Below are 20,371 nucleotides of genomic sequence, written 5' to 3'. Positions count from 1 at the left end.
AGCTATTCATTTTCTGAAATTTAGGCTGTCGAGAAGATCTTGACAGCCTTTCAATTTCTTCTCGGGATGTTTCAGGCTTTAACTGGAGAAATCTCCTCTGATCAAAATTATTATCCGAAAAATGGAGGAATTAACATGTCAAAGGATACGAAAGTTGCACTTGTCACAGGCGGAAATAGAGGAATTGGATATGAATTGGTCAAACAATTAGCTTTGCTAGGTTTTAAGGTTATTTTGTCAAGTCGAAATCCGGAGATGGGTCATAAAGCGATACAACAACTTAGGGAGTCAAATCTGGACGTTTCGTTTGTGTCGATAGATGTCAATAATCAAGAAAGCATCCGTCAAGCTGCGGTAGCAATAAATGAGAAGTATGGAAGATTAGACGTATTGATTAATAATGCTGGCGTGTATCTGGATGAGAATAAACAATTATTGAATATGGATCCATCAATTTTAGAGAATACAATGGCAACCAATTTCTTTGGAGTTTACCATATGATCCGTTCCTTTATTCCCCTCATGGAAAAACAAGGCTATGGGAGAATCATCAATGTTTCCTCAGAATATGGGGCAATGAGCGAAATGTCATATCCAGGAGTAGGGGCTTATAAAATGTCCAAATTTGCCCTGAATGGATTGACACAATTAATAGCTGTAGAAATCAAATCTGATATCAAAATAAATGCGGTCGACCCGGGATGGGTAAGTACAGATATGGGGGGACCATCTGCTCCAAGAACTCCTGAGCAAGCTGCTGAATCTATCCTTTGGTTAGCTACTACTGGGGCTGAAGGACCTAACGGGGGATTCTTCAAAGATGGAAAACGAATCGATTGGTAGCAATACTTCATGAGCAAATTATTTGGTGTTAAAGCTGGTTCCATGAAACCATCTTTTGCAATTGTTATTGCTTTAGAACCAATTAAAGAAAAAATCCGGTTTTCCTTTGCCTAACTAGGATAACCGGATTTTTCTATAATTTGGTGAAGAAATATACCTAAACTAAACTGTCCCGTTCGTGCCATATGAAAAAGGCTGCCTCAGCAACCTGCCTTATTGAAGTAAAGCACTTTAGTTGAAGTATTTTGCGAGTATTATTTCATAGACTGTAGATATGCTGGTTTATTAACTTTCAATGGAGATTTTTTTCATAAATCGTTTTTAATTTATCTTCCGTAGCTGTTCCCTCTACTGGTGTATAGATACTGCATCTTAGGTCCATGTCCCCCTGGACTTGGAGAGAAGTTAAATTAAACAGCATCTTACCGGCTTTGGCATGTCTAAATTCAATCATCATTTCTGGAGCTTTACTCACTTGACTTTCTTGCCATAAAGATTGAAATTCCGGATGAGAATCACTCATTTCTTTAATAAATAGGTTATACCACTCATCACCTAAGTAGTGACCATAATAGGCACGAAAAATGGAAAGAAATCCTTTAACAAAATGCTCCCAATTCACAGCTAATGATTTTAATTCTTTTCTTGTAAATAATAGATGGATTAAATTTCTTTGGTCATCAGGAAGTTGTTCAAAATCTAGAAAGACGTGAGCGGCAGCATTGTTCCATCCTACAATATGACAATGTCGATCTGTAATGATAGTAGGGCAATACGTTAACTCCGCTAAAATTCTTTCCAAAGAAGGACTAAGTTTTGGCTGATCCTTCTTTCGATGAATAATGGATGATTTCACTTCTAAAGCTAAATCATATAGATACTCTCGTTCATCATTATTTAATTGCAGAGCTGTAGATATGCAGTCCAATACGCTTGTAGAGACCTTTATATCCCGACCTTGCTCTAGCCACGTATACCAAGTAGTACTGACTCCCGCCAAATGTGCAACTTCTTCTCTTCGTAAGCCAGGTGTTCTTCTCCGTGTACCAGTAGGTATACCTATAGATTCAGGCTTAATTTGGGATCGCTTCGTTTTCAAAAATGTAGACAAAGCTTCAAGTCTGGTTTTATCATTCATTTCTAAACCCTCCATCATAACCATTTAACCGGGTAGTTATTATACCAGGATAAACGCTCACTTGTAATAGGATAACCCTGAGATATAATACGAGTATACTATTCATTTGGGGTGATGAAAAATGGAAAGAGTCGTTATTACCGGAATGGGAGTAGTCTCTCCTATTGGAAACAACGTAGAAAAATTTTGGAGAAATCTGACTGAAGGTAAGTCAGGCATTTCCTCTATTGATACATTTGATGTGAGCAACCATAAAGCAAAAATTGCTGGAATTATTCGTGATTTTAATGCAGATGATACTTTAGGAAAAAATGAAGCCCGACGTCTAGATCGCTTTTCCCAATTTGCTTTGGCTGCTGCTGAACAAGCTTGGACTGATTCTAAATTAGATATTGATGATATCAATCTAGAAAGACTTGGCGTATATGTTGGTTCGGGGATAGGAGGAATTGAAACATTGATTGAAAATGTGGATACTCTTCGAGAGAAAGGTCCAAGAAGAGTCAGTCCAACCCTGGTACCAGCCATGATTTCTAATGCTGCCGCAGCCCAAATTAGTATTAAATGGAACGCAATGGGACCTACTATGTCACCTGTTTCTGCTTGTGCAATCGGAAATACCGCTATTGGTGAAGCATTCAGGCTTATTCGCTTTGGAGAAGCTGATGCCGTTTTTGCTGGAGGAGCAGAGGCAGCTATTACAGATTTATCACTAGCTAGTTTTGGTAATGCTACAGCATTATCAACGAGAAACGATAATCCAGCTAAAGCTAGCCGCCCTTTTGATGTAAATCGAGATGGATTTGTCATGTCAGAAGGAGCAGGAATTTTAATCTTGGAATCTTTATCCCACGCTTTACGCAGAGATGCAAAGATTTATGCTGAAGTCATAGGGTATGGTGCAAGTTCTGATGCCTATCATATGGTAGCTACACACCCAGAAGGAAAAGGAGCCTACCTTGCAATGAAAATGGCTTTGAAAAACGCAAATATTTCTCCAGAAGAGATTGATGTTATTAGCGCACATGCAACAAGTACAGAAGTGGGAGATCTATCTGAGACACTAGCGATTAAAAAGCTATTTGAATCAAAAGCTTATCAAATCCCAATAACAGCTAATAAATCTATGCTAGGTCATATGTTAGGAGCAGCTGGAGGCGTGGAAGCAATTGCTTTGGCAAAAAGTTTAAAGGAAGGAATTATTCCTCCAACCATCAACTTAGAAAAGCCTGATTCATTATGTGATTTAGATTATGTACCAGGTGTTGCTCGGAAAGTGAAAATAAGTACTGGTCTATCCAATTCATTTGGTTTTGGAGGTCATAATGCAGCTATCGTTTTAAAAAAGTACGAGTGAATTAACTTTCACTCGTATTTTTATTAAAGTCCTCAATAGTACCTTTAGTTAGCGCATTGGGACTTTTTCTTCGATTAAGGTTTTTTTCTTATTCAGAAAGCCATATTTTTTTAAATACCTTTTAGCTATACTAACTAATTTAGTAAACAAAACAGTTAGAATTCCTTGTACACAAGTTTTCTGAAGTAAAACATATTAATACTCTTATTGGTATTGCACCACAAGCAATAATTTTTCATTATCTTTTATCATCCATATAAACAAGGCTACATTTTTCTTCGATTAAGAAAATGACAAAAAAAGATCTAGTGCCAATGACTAGATTCTCTTTTTAATATCTTCTCTTAATGATTCAATGATAGTACCTGATAAGTTTGCAGGAAGAGATGAACCATCCTCAAAAACCCATGCATTAATTATTTCAAGATCTTCTTTTTTTAAAGTAATGCTATAATCTTTATCATTGTGAGTAAAGTCAGCTGTAACCGATTCTTCACCATTAAACTCGTCATCAATAATCATATTTTTTATTTCATATGGCTTCACGATGTAATCTCCTTTTTAACATTCTTGTCTATAGAATTAGCCTTATATGATTGTTTATTCATTTTTTTCACGCCAAACCAAAAAATGAAGGGCTATTTTCAGAAGATGAAAGAATGTCAATTCCATTAACTTTGTGGTTATCATAGTTGAACATTCATATTTTCTCTCCATCACTTCTTCATTTTCCTTCATGATCTTCACCTAATCCTTTATCACAATCGGCTAGCTATGACTTCGTTTTTAGTGAACTGTTCCGGGAAAGGAGAACGGAGATTTTAGACTGATGATAAAACTTTTCCAAATATAGGAGGATTAAGGGGGAATCGGAGCGCAATAGAAAGCAAGTGCACTATGAAATGTTCTCTTCCTGGCTTATAAAAACAACAATAAAACAAGCGTTACTTACTGATCAAAGTAAGTAACGCTTGTTTACTAATTCATACTCAAGAACTGATTAGTGCGCCTTTTTTTATTTTATAACATACCCTAATTATTTTTAGGATTCCCCATCCCCATTATCAAAAAATGAATCAAATCCCCCATCAAATTCCTCTGTTGCTTCTTCAAACATCTCCTCCATATCAAAACCTTCCATCATCTCAGTGAATAACATAGTCCCTAAAACACCCACTGCTAATCCACCAACCATTCCAGGAATAGCGTTTCCCATTTGGGAAGAGCGACCATGAGTATGGTTTGCGGAATAAGAGAACGGCCGTGTAAAAGCATGAGGCTGTTCAATAGCTTCCGATATATACTTTCCAAGTAGCTTATGAAGATCGTCTTCTTGCTCAAGAACTTCTCGATTTAAAAGAAACTCTCGTTTCGCTTCAATTTCCTTGTAGCCGCTTTTACAGTCAACCTCCATCCAGACCCGGATACCTGATTCTTCATTGGCAAACCGCATTTCCACTTCATTTACTTGTCCCATGAATTGTTGAGTGGGAAAGAAAGCAAATTCCTGTCCATATTGATCGATTTTACCTGAGTCAGCTGTCTCGCGAAATCCTAATTGAGCCATTGCATTAAAAATGGATGTGATGGATTCCTGGGATTGGATGACTAGCCGGTCTACATCTTTGCGGTCGACCCCGCCCTCAATATCAAGATGTGTATCCAGATAGTATGAGACAGTTCCCCTTGAAATAGGTAAATTCGCAGGTAGGACGTAATGAAAAGGAATGACCTTACGTTCTTTGGGCTGAATACAATCTCGATTAATTAATGGTATATGTGCAACTTCCTTAGTAACGCTTCCTTGGTTTAATACCACATTCATCATCAGCCGGACAGTCACTTGATTGATTTTCTGTTCCACCTCACCGCCTTGAATGACTATCTGCCCTTGAATGCTTTCTCCAGCTTGATAATTATGATTGTCACATTGTAAATCTACAGTTGCAGCTCCTTTTCCAAAGCTGGCTAAGATTTTTTTAAACATACGTCCTCTTCCCTTCGTCAAACCAATATTAGAATTTATATGTATAATGGGGCGTAATTAGAAATAACTGGAAATCCATTTGTTTTTTATGAGATTTCTAAATTATCCCTGATAGTATTACGTGAAAAAATGAAAATAGTTTCAAATAATTTGCCGCAGTAAGTGATCTTCTTTTGATAATGGAGTTCGTCGTCTTTTATGATGCTGTTGATGGATTATTAAATTAAAAGGCTGTTTTCACATACTTTGTTGCTATTTAACCGGGTAGTGAGTTGTGGTTGATTTCCCCTCCAGATGCTCGCTTTCCGCGGGGCGGGCGGTGAGCCTCCTCGGTGTAAACGCCTGTGGGGTCTCACCTGTCCCGCTGCTCCCGCAGGAGTCTCGCACTTCCGCTCCAATCAACCTTAAATAGTTTCGTTTTAAAAACAACAATCTTTACGAAAAGAGCCAATTAAAAAGAGAAGGATTGATTCCTTCTCTTTAATTATTAATTATTTTAATATAGGGGAAATCCAGCAACAAAACGTCAAAGTAAAGAAAGAGAGAGTTCAATTTTCTCTCTAAAAAAAATGCCAGGAGCTAACAATCCTCCGTCCTGGCATTTTTTTTGTTTAGAAAATACTTTAAAAATAACAGTTCGTCTTTATTATGATATATCCATTTCCCGGAACATTATTAGCCATTAAACTAATTTATCCTCGCTGGTAAAACAAATCTATTCCATCCCTCTTAAATGCATGCGCTTACATTCAAATCCGGATAAACACGTCTCCCTTTCACAACAGATCCGTTCATTATTACCTTACTGGGCTAAAGGTATATTCCTATCTAAAATATATAGAAATAACCGACTTCACGTTATTAAGGGATATTAGGACCATATTATAATTTCTCGATTAAGGATTGCAATTCCTCTTGAAGGTTTTCTTTTGAAAAAGCAGAGTGCAGAATTTCATGAACAGTATTTAAGGATATTTGTAGTTTTTCTTCACCTAATGTAGTTAACCGTGTGTAAATACCTCTTCGATCATCTTCGCATATTTGCCTTTGTAATACGCCGCAGCTTTTTGCTTCAAGCCTGACTACCAGCCTGGATATAGCACTTTGACTTAATCCTACCATCTCTTGTAATTGTTGTAGCCTCAATTGTTTTTCGCTTGTTTTGGATAAAAAGTAAAGAACGTAAAACTCTTTTAATGAAAGGTTATGATTTTTTTGCAAAGCACTTTCCAGCTCATTCGTAATGCCCATTTGAATATTTGTAATCGAGAGCCAATTATCTAAATACTTCTTTTCTTGGTTGTTTTTCATGCACATTCCACCCTGTTCCATCCTATATAATTAAAATTTGGCACTTTAATTGATTATCATAAGGCATATAAATTGTTCTAAGATACTCCATAAAAAATAATTTTACCAAGCCATAATGTAATGGTTAAACTTATTTTAAAAAAGTGCGTGCCATCCATGTATGTTATATGGTTATTTTAGACGAGTTTCTTCTTTTTGTCTAAAATTGAGCTAATCCATAAAAAAAGCAGTCAAAATGACTGCTTTTTTCTTTAACCCATTGTAACAGAACAGGACCCTATTTCATTTCCACCCCAGTTAAGTGAAAGCTGGTCCTGATCTGAAAGAGGACCGACGCCACTTGGAGTACCGGTATAAATTATATCTCCTTTTCCAAGCCCAAAATGCTCTGCTGTAAATTCTATAATGGTTTGCAAATCAAAAAGTAAGTCTTTAATATTCCCGACCTGTACACGCTCTCCATTTTTTAAAAGGGAAAAATCTAATTGTTCACATGCTTCAACACCTGGAAACGAAATAAAATCACTAACAACTGCCGAATTTTTGAATCCTTTAGCCAAAAGCCAAGGATGCTGTTTTTGTTTTAACTGTGATTGAACATCTCTAAGTGTCAGATCCAACCCAATGGCCATGGAGTCTACTATTTCATCTACTTTCATTCCTGGTTCGAACTGTTTTGCGATATGTATGACAAGTTCAGTTTCAAAGTGAACGGAACCCTGATTACTCGGCAAAGTAATTGACTGACCGTGTGCCTCCACGAGCGAATGAGTCGGTTTTGAAAATAAAAAAGGGGAAGTTGGTATTTCATTATTCAATTCCTTTGCATGCAAGGCATAGTTTCGACCTACACAATAGATATTTTTAATGTCTTTCATCATAAAAACCACTCTTTTCTCTTAAGAAATAAATATTTAAATGATAGTGGAACAATTTGAAAACCTTACTCATGACATAAGAAGAAGCCCTCCGATTTAAGTACATTTTATATTTTTCTGACTTTTTATACAATGATTAATATAATTCCATGTTGAAACGACGTTAGGTCGGTCCAGATTTTAACTTGCGGATAAAATACGAAGTCTTAATGCGCTATGATTGGTGAAGAAGAATTCATACATATAATTATTTTTTATTTTGACAAAAAAAGAGCCAACAAAAATTGTTGGCTCAAACTGTAGGCAAACTCGATGAAAATCGAGTTTGTCTATTTTTATGGCTTGTACAAATACGGACGTTGATTTCCACTACAGGCACTCGCTTTCCGCGGGCGGTCGGGGAGCCTCCTCGGCTTTCGCCTGCGGGGTCTCCCCTAGACGCGCTTTTCTAAGCAGGAGTCTCGAACACCCGCTCCAATCAACTTTGTCTTACCTTTTAGATAGAACACTTTTGCCTAGAGTCATTTTTGTTTTAAATATAGAAGTATTAAAACCTGAGGTGATGAGGATGCTTTCTAAACATGATTCTATTCAGCGAGATCAACTTGAAATGATTACTTTAGATCAACTGGTGCCACCGAACCATTTGGTTCGTAAACTGGAGGCTACCATTGACTTCCCTTTTTTATGACTTGGTGAAAGATATGTATTCAGAGGTAGGAGGCCCAAGTATTGATCCAGTTATTTTAATTAAACTGACCTTCATTCAATAATGGAAACCATAGTTGAAACAAATATGGCTTACTTTCGCTGCCATTAATTTAAAGAAGAGGTCAATTGGACATGGCTAGGACCAAAAACGGCCTAACATAGTGGGTTCGTAGAGCCCCACTCTCTTTAACTTTAGGCGAAATTCAGAGGGAATTTCAAAAGGGGTTCAGAATTTTTTAATTCCGAACCCCTTTTGTCGACAAACTGAGCCAACAAAAATTGTTGGCTCCTTGATTTAAAAAGTAGAAGCTAGATCTTTTGAACGTGCTATAGCATTTTCTTTAATTTCTTGTGCTTTATCAGGCATTGCTGCATGTCCTTCAACGAATAAACCTTCAAAGGAAGGCACTCCGAAGAATTGCATAATGATATTTAAATATCGGTGACCCATTTCCATTTCAGCTGCCGGTCCTTCTGAATAAATACCACCGCGGGCTTGAATATGCAAGGCTTTTTTATCAGTTAAAAGACCAACTGGGCCTTGTTCGGTGTATTTAAATGATTTACCTGCAACAGCTACTGAATCAATATACGCTTTCAAAACCGGCGGGAATGAAAAATTCCATAAAGGCGATACAAATATATATTTATCGGCAGCTATGAATTGCTCACATAATTCTGAGAGCCGACTAACTTTCGTTTTCTCCTCCGACGAGAGTTCTTCAAAACCCTTTCCAGCTTGAAGTTTCCCCCAACCACTGAAAACATCCACATCAATTTCAGGAATATTTTCTTTATAAAGGTCAATATTCACAATTTCATGGCTAGGATTTACTTCTTTATATGTGTCAATAAATGCTTTTCCAACGGCCATACTGTAAGATTGTTTGTCATCATGAGGATGAGCCGTGATATACAATACCTTTGTCATTCAGTATCTTCCCTTTCTTTTTAAATATTTGAACATTCTAGTTTGTCTAGGGAATTCAACCTTTATACAATTACTCGAACTAAAATATCTTTAATTGATGGGTATTAAATTAAATCCGTAAGATAGAAATTCGTTTTCGAGGGTAGTAAGGTATAAATCTTCTTTCATTTTGTGAGAAAGGATATGAATTTTGGATATGATAAAATAAGACAATCTGGTTCACTTTAGGAGGACTAAGTAAATGACGAATTCAATAAAATTTGATCTCCACACACACCATGAACGCTGTGGACATGCTATCAGCACAATTGAGGATTATGTAAAGCAAGCCATCGAATACGGCTTGCATTATATTGGGATTTCTGACCATTCTCCATACTTTTATAGTGAGGACGATCATCTATACCCAACTATTGCGATGGCAAAAAGTGAGCTTGTTCCTTATATTGAGGAAGTACTTCGCTTAAAAGAGAAATATGCAGGCAAAATTCACGTGTTATTAGGAATGGAAAGTGATTTCTTCCCTGATCACATTGAAGTCTACCGCGATCAATATCTTTTACACCCTTTTGACTACATAATTGGATCTGTTCATTATGTTCAGGATATTAGCATTTTTAAAAGAGGGCGTTGGGATGGCTTAACCTCTAAAGAACAGTCAAAAGTAAAGGATGAATATTATGAATTAATACAGAAATCGGCTAAAAGCGGAGTGTTCCAAATCTTAGGCCATATTGATGCAATGAAAGGTTTTTATCCAGCCTTTTCTTCCATTGAGACAGACAGTATTGAAAAAACGCTAAAAATCATTAGTTCAGAAGATATCGCCATTGAGATTAATACCTCTGGTAAAACGAAAGATTGTGGTGGGTGGTATCCAGCAGATGACATTTTAGAACGAGCTCTTTTCTATGATGTGAAGGTAACCTTTGGATCGGATTCGCATACACCGGAACGTATTGGCGATGAATTTGAACTAGTTAAAAAAAGACTAAAGGAGATCGGCTTTTCTGAGTGGGCTTACTTTGTTAAAAAGGAAAGGATTCTCACTCTACTTTAACCTTTCAATTAGAACGGGTCCGATCATTAGAGCTTCCTGTAACCACAAGTGGAATGAACTTTTTCAATCCTTTTGCTACTAAGAAGGCCGAAGACCAAAATCCCTCAACTGATCAATGAATCGGTACCATTTTTTTTTATGGGCATAAAATAATCATTATGCATCCTGTCATAAAAATCATCACGATTGCTTACACGTTTTTCTCCGTTCATTTCAATGAATTCCAGTCATCACCATATTTTTTTGCATAAAATAAAAGTATTTAGGGAATTAATAACTAACCATTCGTTTATCTTATAAAAAGGAGTTGATTTTGGGATGATTGATAACCCATTGCATAAAGAGAATGACGAAACCCTTGTAGAGTCAGTTGAAGGTGGTATCAACTCTTCAATAGGGCGATCCGAAGCCCCTCCAAAAGCCCAGTCAAAAGATCCTGAATTCGATCTTTTTGGCACAGTATTAAATGGGTATCTTTAATTTATACTTCCTTATTGAATAAACCTTATTTCAAGACCTAAAACATTATAAATTCCTAAAAAGAAGAGCACATATTAGTCACGCATAATATGTGCTTTCCTTTTATTAAATTCAAGCGCCCGTTAAAGCTGGTGTACCCGATTAATAATTAATCTTATTATCTTAGATATTCTCCATTAATAATGTTACGCCTGTAAAATGTTTGGCTCTATCTGATTTTAAGTAGACAACCGTATCCAGTCACACATTCAGGCAGGACAGGTGTATTTATGAGATGGTGATTTAAATAATCGCCTTTTCTCCAAGCAGGTATCTTACCATCATCGGAGTATTAGCCATCGCAGGAGCGACAGCATTAACTCTGCTTTAGACACCGAACAACTCTAATTAAGACTACCAACATATCATTCATCCTGAGCGCAACTAATCTTGGCAGGTCATTTGTAAAGGGAATAAACATTCAGAAACAAAACAACCATCTATATGGCTGATTTTTCACTTCATGTAACTACAACTACAAGTCTTATTTCCAATGGTGTGGATACCACCTGCGTCATCCATCGCGATCAAGTGCAGATGCATCCGGCCTATCCTCTAAAGGAATTTTCCAATACCACCATTTTAACTTAATGGATATTACAACGCAGACAATAGAAATAGCCGCGTAAATGCCAATAAATGACCAGTGTTGTCCACCTAATAGCATTGCCGGTCCAGCTGACCATGCAAATAATTCTATAGGCGTATTAAGCGGCCCCACGATAGCTGTATCTGTGAGTGTCTTAGATTTATTATTTGGATCAACTACTCTTAATAGGGTCAGCCCTATGGCAAAGACACCTGTTGCATAACCGTAAACAAATATTGAACGCTCAAACCAGCTTTCATAGTTCATGAGTGGACCGACTGCCCATAACATTAAAATGACAATTATCATTCCTGAAAGCATTAATAATCCAAGTGGAAGTGCATATTCAAGAACGACAGGTAGTTTTATTGAGGCTACTCCAAAGAATACAAGGTAATCCGTTGCTGAGCTACCTAATCTATTTACAACATTTTCGTCCACATATTTATAGACACCCTTTTTCCCCTTGCCCATGAATGCATACATTAACAATGCAACGATGAATGCTATTGTAAATGTTGGAAAGTCTAGGCCCCAGGTATCTGCAATATATGTATTAAGTAAGTAACCTAAACCGGATGGAATTAGTAAAAGCGCAACATGAAATGCTAATGGATCAAGTGCTATTGGTGAAATCGTCTCCGTCCCTATGGATACTCGATTACCAGGCTTTACTAAACCTGTCCTCATGTCCTCTGATATTTCGGAGAAGTCTTTAACATATTGTGTATATCCTTTTTTTGTGGCCATTTTTATAAATATTAGTCCACCGAAGATACCTGCTAAAATACCAATGGTGGCTGATGTCATACCTAAATCAGTTGCTGCAGCAAAACCTAAATTTTCAAAGGTTGATCCTACCGCAGCTGCTGTTCCATGACCACCATAGAATCCAGTTGCCAAAATTAACCCAAAACCATAATTAATCTCAGGAACCCATTTAGAAATAACCAATATTGAAAATGTAATTGGAATAAAAATGAGGACGCCTATTATCAATATTTTGTATGAAGCATATGCCCCCATTCTTTTGAGGTCTTTTTTCATATTTCCCGGGGTAAATGAAAATCCATTTATCCCTACCGAAGCAAACACGAAAATTATGATGACTCCTGCATACGAACCTATGTCCGCTGAGAATGGTAGGATATTCAGGAATCCAGGACCTAACGCTAAACCTAAAAATCCTGCCATTAAACTTGCGGGAATGAAATTCTTTTGCAATAACTTGATTTTTGACCGCATAAACATACTTACTAATATAAGTATACTTGCGAGAGTGAAGTCTACCAATAGCGTATATAACGTCATAGCTGAATCCACCTTTTCTGATTAGATTTTTAAAAAGTAATCTGATCTTGTAACTGTAGCGGGTGGTGCAATGTCCAATTTCACTTGTGTAATATCGAGGATATCTTCCGGTTTTATCCATGGTCTGTTTTGAATAGCACTAGTTTCTTCATGAGTGAGATAGCCTTTATACGCCGTCAGACTCCGTCTTAAAAAACCATCTTTTATGCAGGCTTCTTTAACACCTGAATTTAGAATAGATCTAAGGTGGCCTAATACAGATGCAGCATATGCTACGGATGTGGAATTTGCTATAGCGCCTGGAATATTACCCACACAATAGTGAACGACGCCGTTATCAATATACGTAGGATTATCATGAGTGGTTTCACGGAAGGACTCGATTGCCCCTTCAGCATCATTGCTAATATCTACAATGACAGATCCTTTTTCCATTAAGTTGAGCATATCTCTATCTATTAAATATTCCTTATTACCTTTTGGCCATTTCACGCTATTAATCACTATATCAATTTCCGGAAGTATTTTTTGGATATTTTGTTTAGTTGATATTTGAGTGTTTACTTTTTCGTTGTAGATCTTTCCAATTTCCCTTAAAGTACCGAAGTTTATATCCATTACAGTACACCAAGCTCCTAATGAATGTAGAACTTGTAATGCGGATTTTCCGACTAGACCTCCCCCGAGGATGAGGACTTTAATGCTGGGTGCTCCTGCTAATCCGCTTACAAATTTCCCTTTGCCTCCATTTATCGTTAGCATCGAGTGTAAGCCCATTAGAGCTCCTTGTTTACCTGCTGCTTCACAATTCACTGAGCCGAATCGATGTGAATCTTCTGCCGTAAATGCAATACATTTGCTGTCAAGAATGGCTTGGACTTGTTTTTCATTAGCAGCTGGATGGATACAGGTAAAGATAATTTGATTCTCTCTAAGTAATTTGTACTCGATTTCTTCAATTTCTTTCACCTTTGCCAAGAGGTCAGACCTTTCATACATTTCCTTCAATTCGTCTACTATTTCAGCACCTTGCTCTTCATATTCTTCATTGCTAAACCCTGCTAGGAGTCCCGCATCTTTTTGAACAAGGACGGTATGACCATCGCTTTTAATAGTTCCGACCTCTAATGGAGTTGCTATTACTCGGAACTCCCCGACTTTACTATCTTTCAATACACCAAATATCAATTTGCTTCCCCCTTAGTTTCAAAATTCACAGCACCATATTGCCTATTCAATACCGACTGTGTTTTCATTGTGACAATAAAATTTTTTCACTATAAGGTACCTTTTTAATTCAATATAATTCCTAATTTTTTATAATCCTTTTTCCTAACTAACTCAACCTTTCACTCCTTTCCCTACCTTTATGACTAAATATTACTTCCTATTCTTCGAAAGGTTACAAATCCCTTGTGTTTCATATGTATACGTAAGCAAGAAGTATGCCAAAATAAATCATCATTTTCGGCTGATTTAAGCAGAAAAAGCATGAGTTTCTCTTTATAAATATTTCAATTGCAGTTATAAAAAATGATAAATTGTTAATATTTGAGCAGTGAATGTTATTTTTTGGGCACTTCGTGCATAACTTTATTTCTTTATTGTTAGTTTTTGGGCACAATATCGTACAATCTGATCTTATTTTGCAGAGTTTGTCTAGGGATTTCGAGCATTTTAGCTGCTTGAGACACATTGTTTTTTGTTTGTTGAATTGCTTTTTCAATCATTTTCTTTTCTAATCTGGCAACAGCTTCTTTTAAAGGTCCAACCTGAAGATCTTCTTCACTATGACGAATGAAATTCTTCACACGTTCTTCAATATCTTTCATTTGAAGTGTTTCTTCCCAGTCCTCTATTTGATTGATAGCAAATTCAACAATATGTTCCAACTCCCGTACATTACCCGGCCAGTTGTACCTCAAGAGAAAGTCATATACTTCTCTCGATACATTGTTTATATTTTTGTGCAGCAACACATTATATTTAGAAATAAAAGTTTCTAATAAAAGCTTAATGTCATCTTTCCTTTCCCGTAATGGCGGAATATTGAGTGTCATTACACATAATCTGTAATATAAATCAAGCCTAATATCTTTATCCTTCACACAATCTTCAGGGCGTTTATTGGATGCAGTGATTACACGCACATCAACTTTTCTAATATTTTTATCTCCTAATCTTCGAATATATCCGTCTTGCAGTACTCTTAATAACTTGGACTGTAGATGAATTGGCATTGAATTAATTTCATCTAGAAATATCGTTCCTCCTTCCGCTATTTCAAATAGGCCTGGATTATTTTCCGCCCCGGTAAAACTCCCTTTAATTGTACCGAATAAAATACTTTCAATTAAGGCTTCCGGAATTGCTGCACAGTTTTGCGCAATGAAAGGCTTTTCTACGCGATTACTGGCATTATGCAGCGCTTGAGCAAATAATTCTTTACCCGTTCCTGTTTCACCATATATAAAGACGGGTGAGCTCCCTTTTGCAATTTTTTCGGTTAAGCGCTTTATATTCTTCATTTGTTCGTTATTCGTAATAATATCTTTCAATGTATATTTTGCTCGTTCTGGATGAATATTTTCTAGTAATCGTTTATCACCTTTAAACATTTCTGAGTTTATATCGATAGTATTATTAGGAATAAGATTTTCTTTACTTAATTCTTTCGAAAATTCAATCGCACCTATAATTTTCCCATGGGCTCTGATAGGTAAAGAAATATTTGTGGTTTCTATTTTCCGCCCCATAAAATCAACAATCTCTTGCTTACCTCTAAAAATCGGACGACCTGTTTTCATTGCATTTAACAACGTACTCGATTTTTCATTCAACGTAGGAAATACGGAAAATAAGCTTTCTCCCAATATTTCCTCACGTTCAAGAACTTCAGAGTGAAATCGAGGATTAAATTTGACTGTAAATAAGATAGTCCCTTTGTTATCAATAATAGTTATACCATCAATGTATTTCAGTTGATTTAGAACCTCGTAATTATTTAATCGACTCATTGTATACTCCTCCATAGATTTAGTAGTAATAGGTGAAATTTTTATCTAATTTGGGATATTCCAGTTAAAATATCTTGATGTTTTACGAAAGACTTAGAATGTAATGGCTTTTCGCTTGGAAGTCCGATGAACTTTTCCATGGTTATTGCGATTAACGCCACGATTTCGAAGAATCCTGGAATTCCGTTGCGGTTTCTTTGCAAGCCGGGTGCTTACTATGGCCTCTTGGAGTTAACAGATGCGGGATTTCTCGCGAAGGCAACAGAGCGTGACCATGGTGCCAATAAAGCATTTAACATAACAAATAGCCATCTATTCCGTTTGATCGCTATCTATTTCGGCTTCGGTGCCGGCGCTCCGCTGCAAATGTCCCCTGTGCGTTGTCATGGCGAGCAGCTTCGGAACAAAATGGTCGAGAATATAGGGCTTGCTCTCGCAAATGCATAGATCATTCCATAAACCAAAAGCCGGCCTTATATTAGGTCGGCTTCTTATATATTTTGTACGTTATCAAGCTGCCGGTTAAAACGACATTGACCCTACTTTTTCTCTATATCAAATCCTCCAACCACTCCGTGGCTCCCCTTTTCGAATATTTCGACATAAATCACTAGTCAACATCGGAGTATGGACCATAGCATTAAATTCCTTCTTTGAACATTATATCTGCAAGCAGGCTATAACGCTATCTTGCCCCCTTAAATACAATGTTTTATAATTCCATTCTTACAAATAATCCCTTCTTTTATTTCCTTATCTCATATCTTTAATCCTGAAAGCAGCTTGTTTTAAAGGTTGGTAATATTCTTCAATAGTTCGTTTAGGAGAAAGGAGTCAACCTATACATGAATAATATCAAAATTTAAATACAAAATATAAAAAAGTTAAAGGTTTAGCCTTTAGTAAAAATAATGAAGGAGACTTTTAGAAATGACACAGAAACAACAATATCAGCAAGCTATCATTGCGGCGCAACAAGCCAAACAGGCTATACAATCTGCCCAAGTTAATGATAATCCACAACTATTCCAACAAGCACAGCAACAACTTGAAGAAGCTCAACAACAACTTCAAGTTGTTCAACTGTCTTGGTTCAAACCTTATTCGTAATGTAATGTTCTGGCATCAAAATGAATAAAATGAAGGTGAAGAGAGAGTGAAAAAATAAGCATTATCATAGACTCCTGGAGCCATTCACGATATTCATGTCGGGGATTTTTTTCGTTCAGTTTTCCTTAATAATTTTTAATTAAAAAATCCTGCATGACTTGTTTTTAGTCTAAGCAGGCAAAAGCAAATTTTGATTTCTTTCCGTGTTTCATCCTCTATTCGTATATGAACTATATAAAATTCCTCGTCTTTTTCACTGATTTCTTCTGACGGACGGCCTGGCTCTGTTTTTCCTTCTTTACCTAACTAAAAAAGGAATCCATCTTTTTTGGATTCCCTAGAGAAAAAAATATGCATTTATTTGGCTTTGGTAAGGCAGCTTATGTTTCAAACTCTCATCGCATTAATTAATAGGCCTAACTCATTTGCTTCGCTGCAGCTCTGCCCGTTTTAGCTTCCCGAGTTCGCCTCGTTAACCGGCTGTTGTACTTGTACCTCTTCCCCTATTTCAATGGATAGTAAATCCTCCCCTACTAACACAGTTCCTTCATATGTTTTTTTAGTTCTTTCGAGCAAATCAGCTTTTTCTTCTGTTAATCCTCCCAATAATGCTATATGTGAGTACACAGCAAGTTTTGGTTGTATTTGGCTAAAGACTTTACCTGCTTCCTCCGGTGTAGTGTGAAGATCAAGTATATTGGCGATTGATTCTGATTCATTATCAGGTTTTGCCGCTGCAACCTCATGAATCACCACATCAGCACCTTTGGCAAATTTTATAAGATTTTCATTATAGCGGGTGTCGCCTGAAATAACTACTGAATGTCCTTTGTAATTAACCCGATAACCGAAAGCCGGCTCTATTGATTTATGGTCAACCCTAAAGGCTATTACTTCAATTCCCTTTTTGTTATAGACAATACCCTCCTTGATATCATTTGCGACAATACTTGCTCCTTCAGCGTTCCCATTTCCAGAGTCATCCCTTGCATCCAAATCGGCTTTAAATGCTTTATTCATATGTACCATCATTTTCTCGGTTCCCTTAGGTCCCCAAATCTTAAATGCTTGCTCTCTTTTCCCTCCTGTTGGTAAGGAACCTGTAAGCCATACGTCCGGTATGCCGATTGTATGATCCGAATGCAGATGCGTCAGGAATAACTTATCAACACTTCCTGGTAACATATTCGCTTTATATAATTGTAAAGCGGTTCCGCGTCCAGCATCAAAGAGGAGTTTTTCATTACCAACTTCTACAAGAGTAGCTGGACCGGAGCGGGATGTACTTAAAAGTGGAGAACCTGTACCTAATAGGGTTACTTTAAAATCGGTTTGCTGGACCGCTGTTTGGCCAAATGAAGGAAGAAATAATGATAATGATAGAATTATGGTCACTACCAGCAAAAAACCAAACGAAGTATTTCTTATTCTTTTCTTCATAACAAAAACCTCCTGTCAGATTATTTGACTGTACACAAGGAAAACCAGTTGTTTCGAATATAAAACCCCGTTTCAAAAAAACAAATACGCAAAATAAATATTACAATATTTATAATATTCAGTCAATGATAACCGGAGGAATATCGTGTATGTTGTTTCAACCTTCCATTAAGACAACCGGACTCAATTTGGGAAAGAAGCTGAAATAATCTTAGTGAATATTGGATGAATCGTTCATACTAAATAAAAAATAACTGTTCAAGAAGGAGTTTATATGCCAAAAGAAAAAAATAATCCAGCTCTGCCAAAAAGTCAGGTTAGTCGATTAAACGACGTGATGGAATTGGATACAGATGTCAATGAAGATCCTAATCGGGAAAAATTATTGGATGAATCCGTTGATGCTTTTCTAAAATCGAAAGAAGGACAGGGATATTAGGGGCAAAATTTTGGTCGCTATTGACTTGTTTTAAGACGTTTTTATATTTTTTTTCACGTTAAGTGGGCCCCTCATGAAGCTATTGAGCGGCCCGTTTTGTTTCCTTATCAACGAACGTTTTTCTTATTGGGATACCGCCACATCGCCATCAAAGTACGCGCGCAAGAGATAATATACAAGGATGTTCTCTTTAATTTACTATGGTAACGCTAAAAATAACGCATGACAAAAAAACCATCCATGTTGAAATTGATTCAAAACTCTTCCATTCTAACTGAATAAAGAGAGTACCTTTCTTCACAGTCCCATTCCAAAAAAACTCTGGTTCATCATTCTTACGATATATACGAGAATTCAACTTCAAACGTGAGATTTAGTAAGCACCTTCATCATTCATTTTCTGTAAGCGTGTAAGTCGAAATAACCTAAATCCCTTATGTATAAGCCTTTCGGTTGAATGGTTAGTAGACCCGTGGAACAGAAGGTGGTTTTATCATTTCCCCTCGCTTTTCCTACTAAACGTGGAGGAACTCCCCACCCCTCAGGGCTCATGAGGACACCTGTAGATGCTTCGAGGCGGCTACACAATTGTGTGAGTGGTGTTACTCGCGACTGTTGACTAAACCATACACATAAAGCAATTAATTCTTGTGCTTGATATTTAGTTGTACGTTGAACAAAACCAACTTCTTTAGCTAATTGTTGTAGAGAAGATGGAGATAAGTAGTTTTGAAACTCTCGTTTTTTTATGATGATACAAATTCACCTTAGCTTGATGGCGATGGGGTCCGGCCACAATTTTAACGAAAATATACGCAAAGCCTTCGGATGTTACCAGACCCGGCCGTCTCTCTTCTATAAAGTCTGTTTTTATGAAGTAAATCTTTTTGTTCGTGATAACAAAAAGGAAATATTTGTTTTTGTGTGAATAAGTCGAAAATATATAAAGGTGAACTAAACATTGTATATTTTCGACTTGTTGCTAAAGTACCAGGGTTTCATTCACATCTGTACTTGAACTGAGGCTCTGTCTGTATATAAAAAGCATTTCTTACTTGTGCACTCCAATTTGCAAAGGCTGATCTCCATTCAGGAGTGTTAAAGAATTGATCTACAGTTTGAGTTTCAGAATGCCAAACTATAAATAGGTTGAGTGGGGCAATTCCTCCTGCCCAAATTCCATTATTTGCGTCAGTATCTTCTTCCCTTACTAATAATAAGGGTAGACCAAATTGAAAAGCCATTGAAGGTTCTACTTGTGAATAAACTGATCCTGTCCAGAATGGAGTGGAAGGTGGAAGGGGTCCTGCATTGACATCAACTGTTTGAATTTTAAAACGACGAAGGTTTACTGCCAACATTCCATAGCTTGATGATACTAACCGACGAATATCAGTTAAAATGGATTCAGGATAACTTTCGCTTAATGGTAATGTACGCGGAAAAAGCAAAGCATTCTCAATCTCTAAAATTAGACGGTTTAGAAACCGTTGTTGGTTGTCATTTAAATGAGTCGTCGTACTTAAAAATATAGGAATACGATAAGCACGATCAATACACTCTTGCTGTGCCGATTCTATTTTCGCTTTATCTTTACGTAAAGAGCTATGCTCATTATTACTCAATTTCTCTTCATCCTTGCGTGAAGAGCTATTCTTACTTTTACTCACTTTCTCACCTCCTTTTTTTATTAGTATATGGAAAAGGAATAAGTGAGCTTGGACATAACA

The 20,371-nt window shown here is 36.8% G+C and carries 18 protein-coding genes and 3 pseudogenes; 8 read left to right on the top strand and 13 right to left on the bottom strand.

Annotated features, from left to right (window positions below; translation table 11 throughout):
- Window positions 1-135: 135 nt before the first annotated feature.
- The gene (locus AC2YHV_RS12635) at window positions 136-843 is read left to right on the top strand and encodes an SDR family oxidoreductase (protein WP_487373325.1); all 708 of its coding nucleotides are present in this window, start codon (window positions 136-138) and stop codon (window positions 841-843) included.
- A 285-nt stretch (window positions 844-1,128) separates the two neighbouring features.
- On the opposite strand, the pseudogene AC2YHV_RS12630 reads toward AC2YHV_RS12635, so the two are convergent.
- Window positions 1,129-1,981: pseudogene (locus tag AC2YHV_RS12630) on the bottom strand (helix-turn-helix transcriptional regulator).
- A 121-nt stretch (window positions 1,982-2,102) separates the two neighbouring features.
- On the opposite strand from AC2YHV_RS12630, the gene fabF reads away from it, so the two are divergent.
- Window positions 2,103-3,338, top strand: coding sequence for a beta-ketoacyl-ACP synthase II (gene fabF / locus AC2YHV_RS12625; protein ID WP_098864227.1), 1,236 nt, complete (start codon window positions 2,103-2,105; stop codon window positions 3,336-3,338).
- A 318-nt stretch (window positions 3,339-3,656) separates the two neighbouring features.
- On the opposite strand, the gene AC2YHV_RS12620 is transcribed toward fabF, so the two are convergent.
- From AC2YHV_RS12620 to AC2YHV_RS12600, 5 genes are all read right to left on the bottom strand, one after another.
- Complete coding sequence (locus tag AC2YHV_RS12620; protein ID WP_063575845.1) at window positions 3,657-3,884, bottom strand: hypothetical protein; 228 nt, start codon at window positions 3,882-3,884, stop codon at window positions 3,657-3,659.
- 54 nt (window positions 3,885-3,938) lie between these two features.
- A complete protein-coding gene (locus tag AC2YHV_RS12615) occupies window positions 3,939-4,076 on the bottom strand; it encodes a hypothetical protein (protein WP_487373324.1) in 138 nt (45 codons plus the stop codon).
- 304 nt (window positions 4,077-4,380) lie between these two features.
- Complete coding sequence (locus AC2YHV_RS12610; RefSeq protein WP_487373323.1) at window positions 4,381-5,325, bottom strand: sporulation protein; 945 nt, start codon at window positions 5,323-5,325, stop codon at window positions 4,381-4,383.
- 882 nt (window positions 5,326-6,207) lie between these two features.
- Window positions 6,208-6,636 carry a MarR family winged helix-turn-helix transcriptional regulator gene (locus AC2YHV_RS12605; protein WP_187049656.1) on the bottom strand — a complete coding sequence of 143 codons (429 nt, stop codon included), beginning with the start codon at window positions 6,634-6,636 and terminating at the stop codon, window positions 6,208-6,210.
- Between the two features lie 251 nt (window positions 6,637-6,887).
- On the bottom strand, window positions 6,888-7,514 hold the full coding sequence (locus AC2YHV_RS12600; RefSeq protein WP_487373335.1) for a fumarylacetoacetate hydrolase family protein: 627 nt from the start codon (window positions 7,512-7,514) through the stop codon (window positions 6,888-6,890).
- A 568-nt stretch (window positions 7,515-8,082) separates the two neighbouring features.
- Between AC2YHV_RS12600 and AC2YHV_RS12595 the strand changes: the two are divergent.
- Window positions 8,083-8,284: pseudogene (locus tag AC2YHV_RS12595) on the top strand (transposase); the annotation flags it as partial.
- Between the two features lie 236 nt (window positions 8,285-8,520).
- Here the strand turns inward: AC2YHV_RS12595 and AC2YHV_RS12590 are convergent.
- The gene (locus AC2YHV_RS12590) at window positions 8,521-9,156 is read right to left on the bottom strand and encodes an FMN-dependent NADH-azoreductase (RefSeq protein ID WP_487373322.1); all 636 of its coding nucleotides are present in this window, start codon (window positions 9,154-9,156) and stop codon (window positions 8,521-8,523) included.
- A gap of 241 nt (window positions 9,157-9,397) precedes the next feature.
- On the opposite strand from AC2YHV_RS12590, the gene AC2YHV_RS12585 reads away from it, so the two are divergent.
- Together AC2YHV_RS12585 and AC2YHV_RS12580 are read left to right on the top strand one after the other, a co-directional pair.
- Window positions 9,398-10,216, top strand: coding sequence for a histidinol-phosphatase (locus tag AC2YHV_RS12585; RefSeq protein ID WP_487373321.1), 819 nt, complete (start codon window positions 9,398-9,400; stop codon window positions 10,214-10,216).
- A gap of 318 nt (window positions 10,217-10,534) precedes the next feature.
- Entirely contained in the window at window positions 10,535-10,696 is a 162-nt protein-coding gene (locus tag AC2YHV_RS12580; protein ID WP_156500289.1) for a hypothetical protein, read from the top strand.
- Between the two features lie 553 nt (window positions 10,697-11,249).
- Here the strand turns inward: AC2YHV_RS12580 and AC2YHV_RS12575 are convergent.
- From AC2YHV_RS12575 to AC2YHV_RS12565, 3 genes are all read right to left on the bottom strand, one after another.
- Entirely contained in the window at window positions 11,250-12,635 is a 1,386-nt protein-coding gene (locus AC2YHV_RS12575; RefSeq protein WP_095679387.1) for a sodium/glutamate symporter, read from the bottom strand.
- A 21-nt stretch (window positions 12,636-12,656) separates the two neighbouring features.
- A complete protein-coding gene (locus AC2YHV_RS12570) occupies window positions 12,657-13,823 on the bottom strand; it encodes an alanine dehydrogenase (RefSeq protein WP_095679386.1) in 1,167 nt (388 codons plus the stop codon).
- A gap of 419 nt (window positions 13,824-14,242) precedes the next feature.
- The gene (locus tag AC2YHV_RS12565) at window positions 14,243-15,652 is read right to left on the bottom strand and encodes a sigma-54 interaction domain-containing protein (protein ID WP_095679385.1); all 1,410 of its coding nucleotides are present in this window, start codon (window positions 15,650-15,652) and stop codon (window positions 14,243-14,245) included.
- A 225-nt stretch (window positions 15,653-15,877) separates the two neighbouring features.
- Between AC2YHV_RS12565 and AC2YHV_RS12560 the strand changes: the two genes are divergently transcribed.
- Entirely contained in the window at window positions 15,878-16,099 is a 222-nt protein-coding gene (locus AC2YHV_RS12560) for a hypothetical protein (RefSeq protein WP_487373320.1), read from the top strand.
- Between the two features lie 483 nt (window positions 16,100-16,582).
- Entirely contained in the window at window positions 16,583-16,762 is a 180-nt protein-coding gene (locus AC2YHV_RS12555) for a hypothetical protein (protein WP_487373319.1), read from the top strand.
- A 450-nt stretch (window positions 16,763-17,212) separates the two neighbouring features.
- Here the strand turns inward: AC2YHV_RS12555 and AC2YHV_RS12550 are convergent, their stop codons facing one another.
- Window positions 17,213-18,202, bottom strand: coding sequence for an MBL fold metallo-hydrolase (locus AC2YHV_RS12550; RefSeq protein WP_487373318.1), 990 nt, complete (start codon window positions 18,200-18,202; stop codon window positions 17,213-17,215).
- Window positions 18,203-18,476: 274 nt separating this feature from the next.
- Here AC2YHV_RS12550 and AC2YHV_RS12545 point away from each other — a divergent pair, with 274 nt between their 5' ends.
- Complete coding sequence (locus tag AC2YHV_RS12545; RefSeq protein ID WP_487373317.1) at window positions 18,477-18,641, top strand: hypothetical protein; 165 nt, start codon at window positions 18,477-18,479, stop codon at window positions 18,639-18,641.
- A gap of 268 nt (window positions 18,642-18,909) precedes the next feature.
- Here the strand turns inward: AC2YHV_RS12545 and AC2YHV_RS12540 are convergent.
- Together AC2YHV_RS12540 and AC2YHV_RS12535 are read right to left on the bottom strand one after the other, a co-directional pair.
- Window positions 18,910-19,403 (bottom strand): annotated as a pseudogene (locus tag AC2YHV_RS12540) (transposase); the annotation flags it as partial.
- Window positions 19,404-19,639: 236 nt separating this feature from the next.
- Entirely contained in the window at window positions 19,640-20,266 is a 627-nt protein-coding gene (locus tag AC2YHV_RS12535) for a hypothetical protein (RefSeq protein ID WP_057277958.1), read from the bottom strand.
- Window positions 20,267-20,371: the final 105 nt, after the last annotated feature.

The organism is Peribacillus sp. SRI_006 (assembly GCF_057586375.1).
This window is presented reverse-complemented; position numbering and strand designations above follow the sequence as displayed.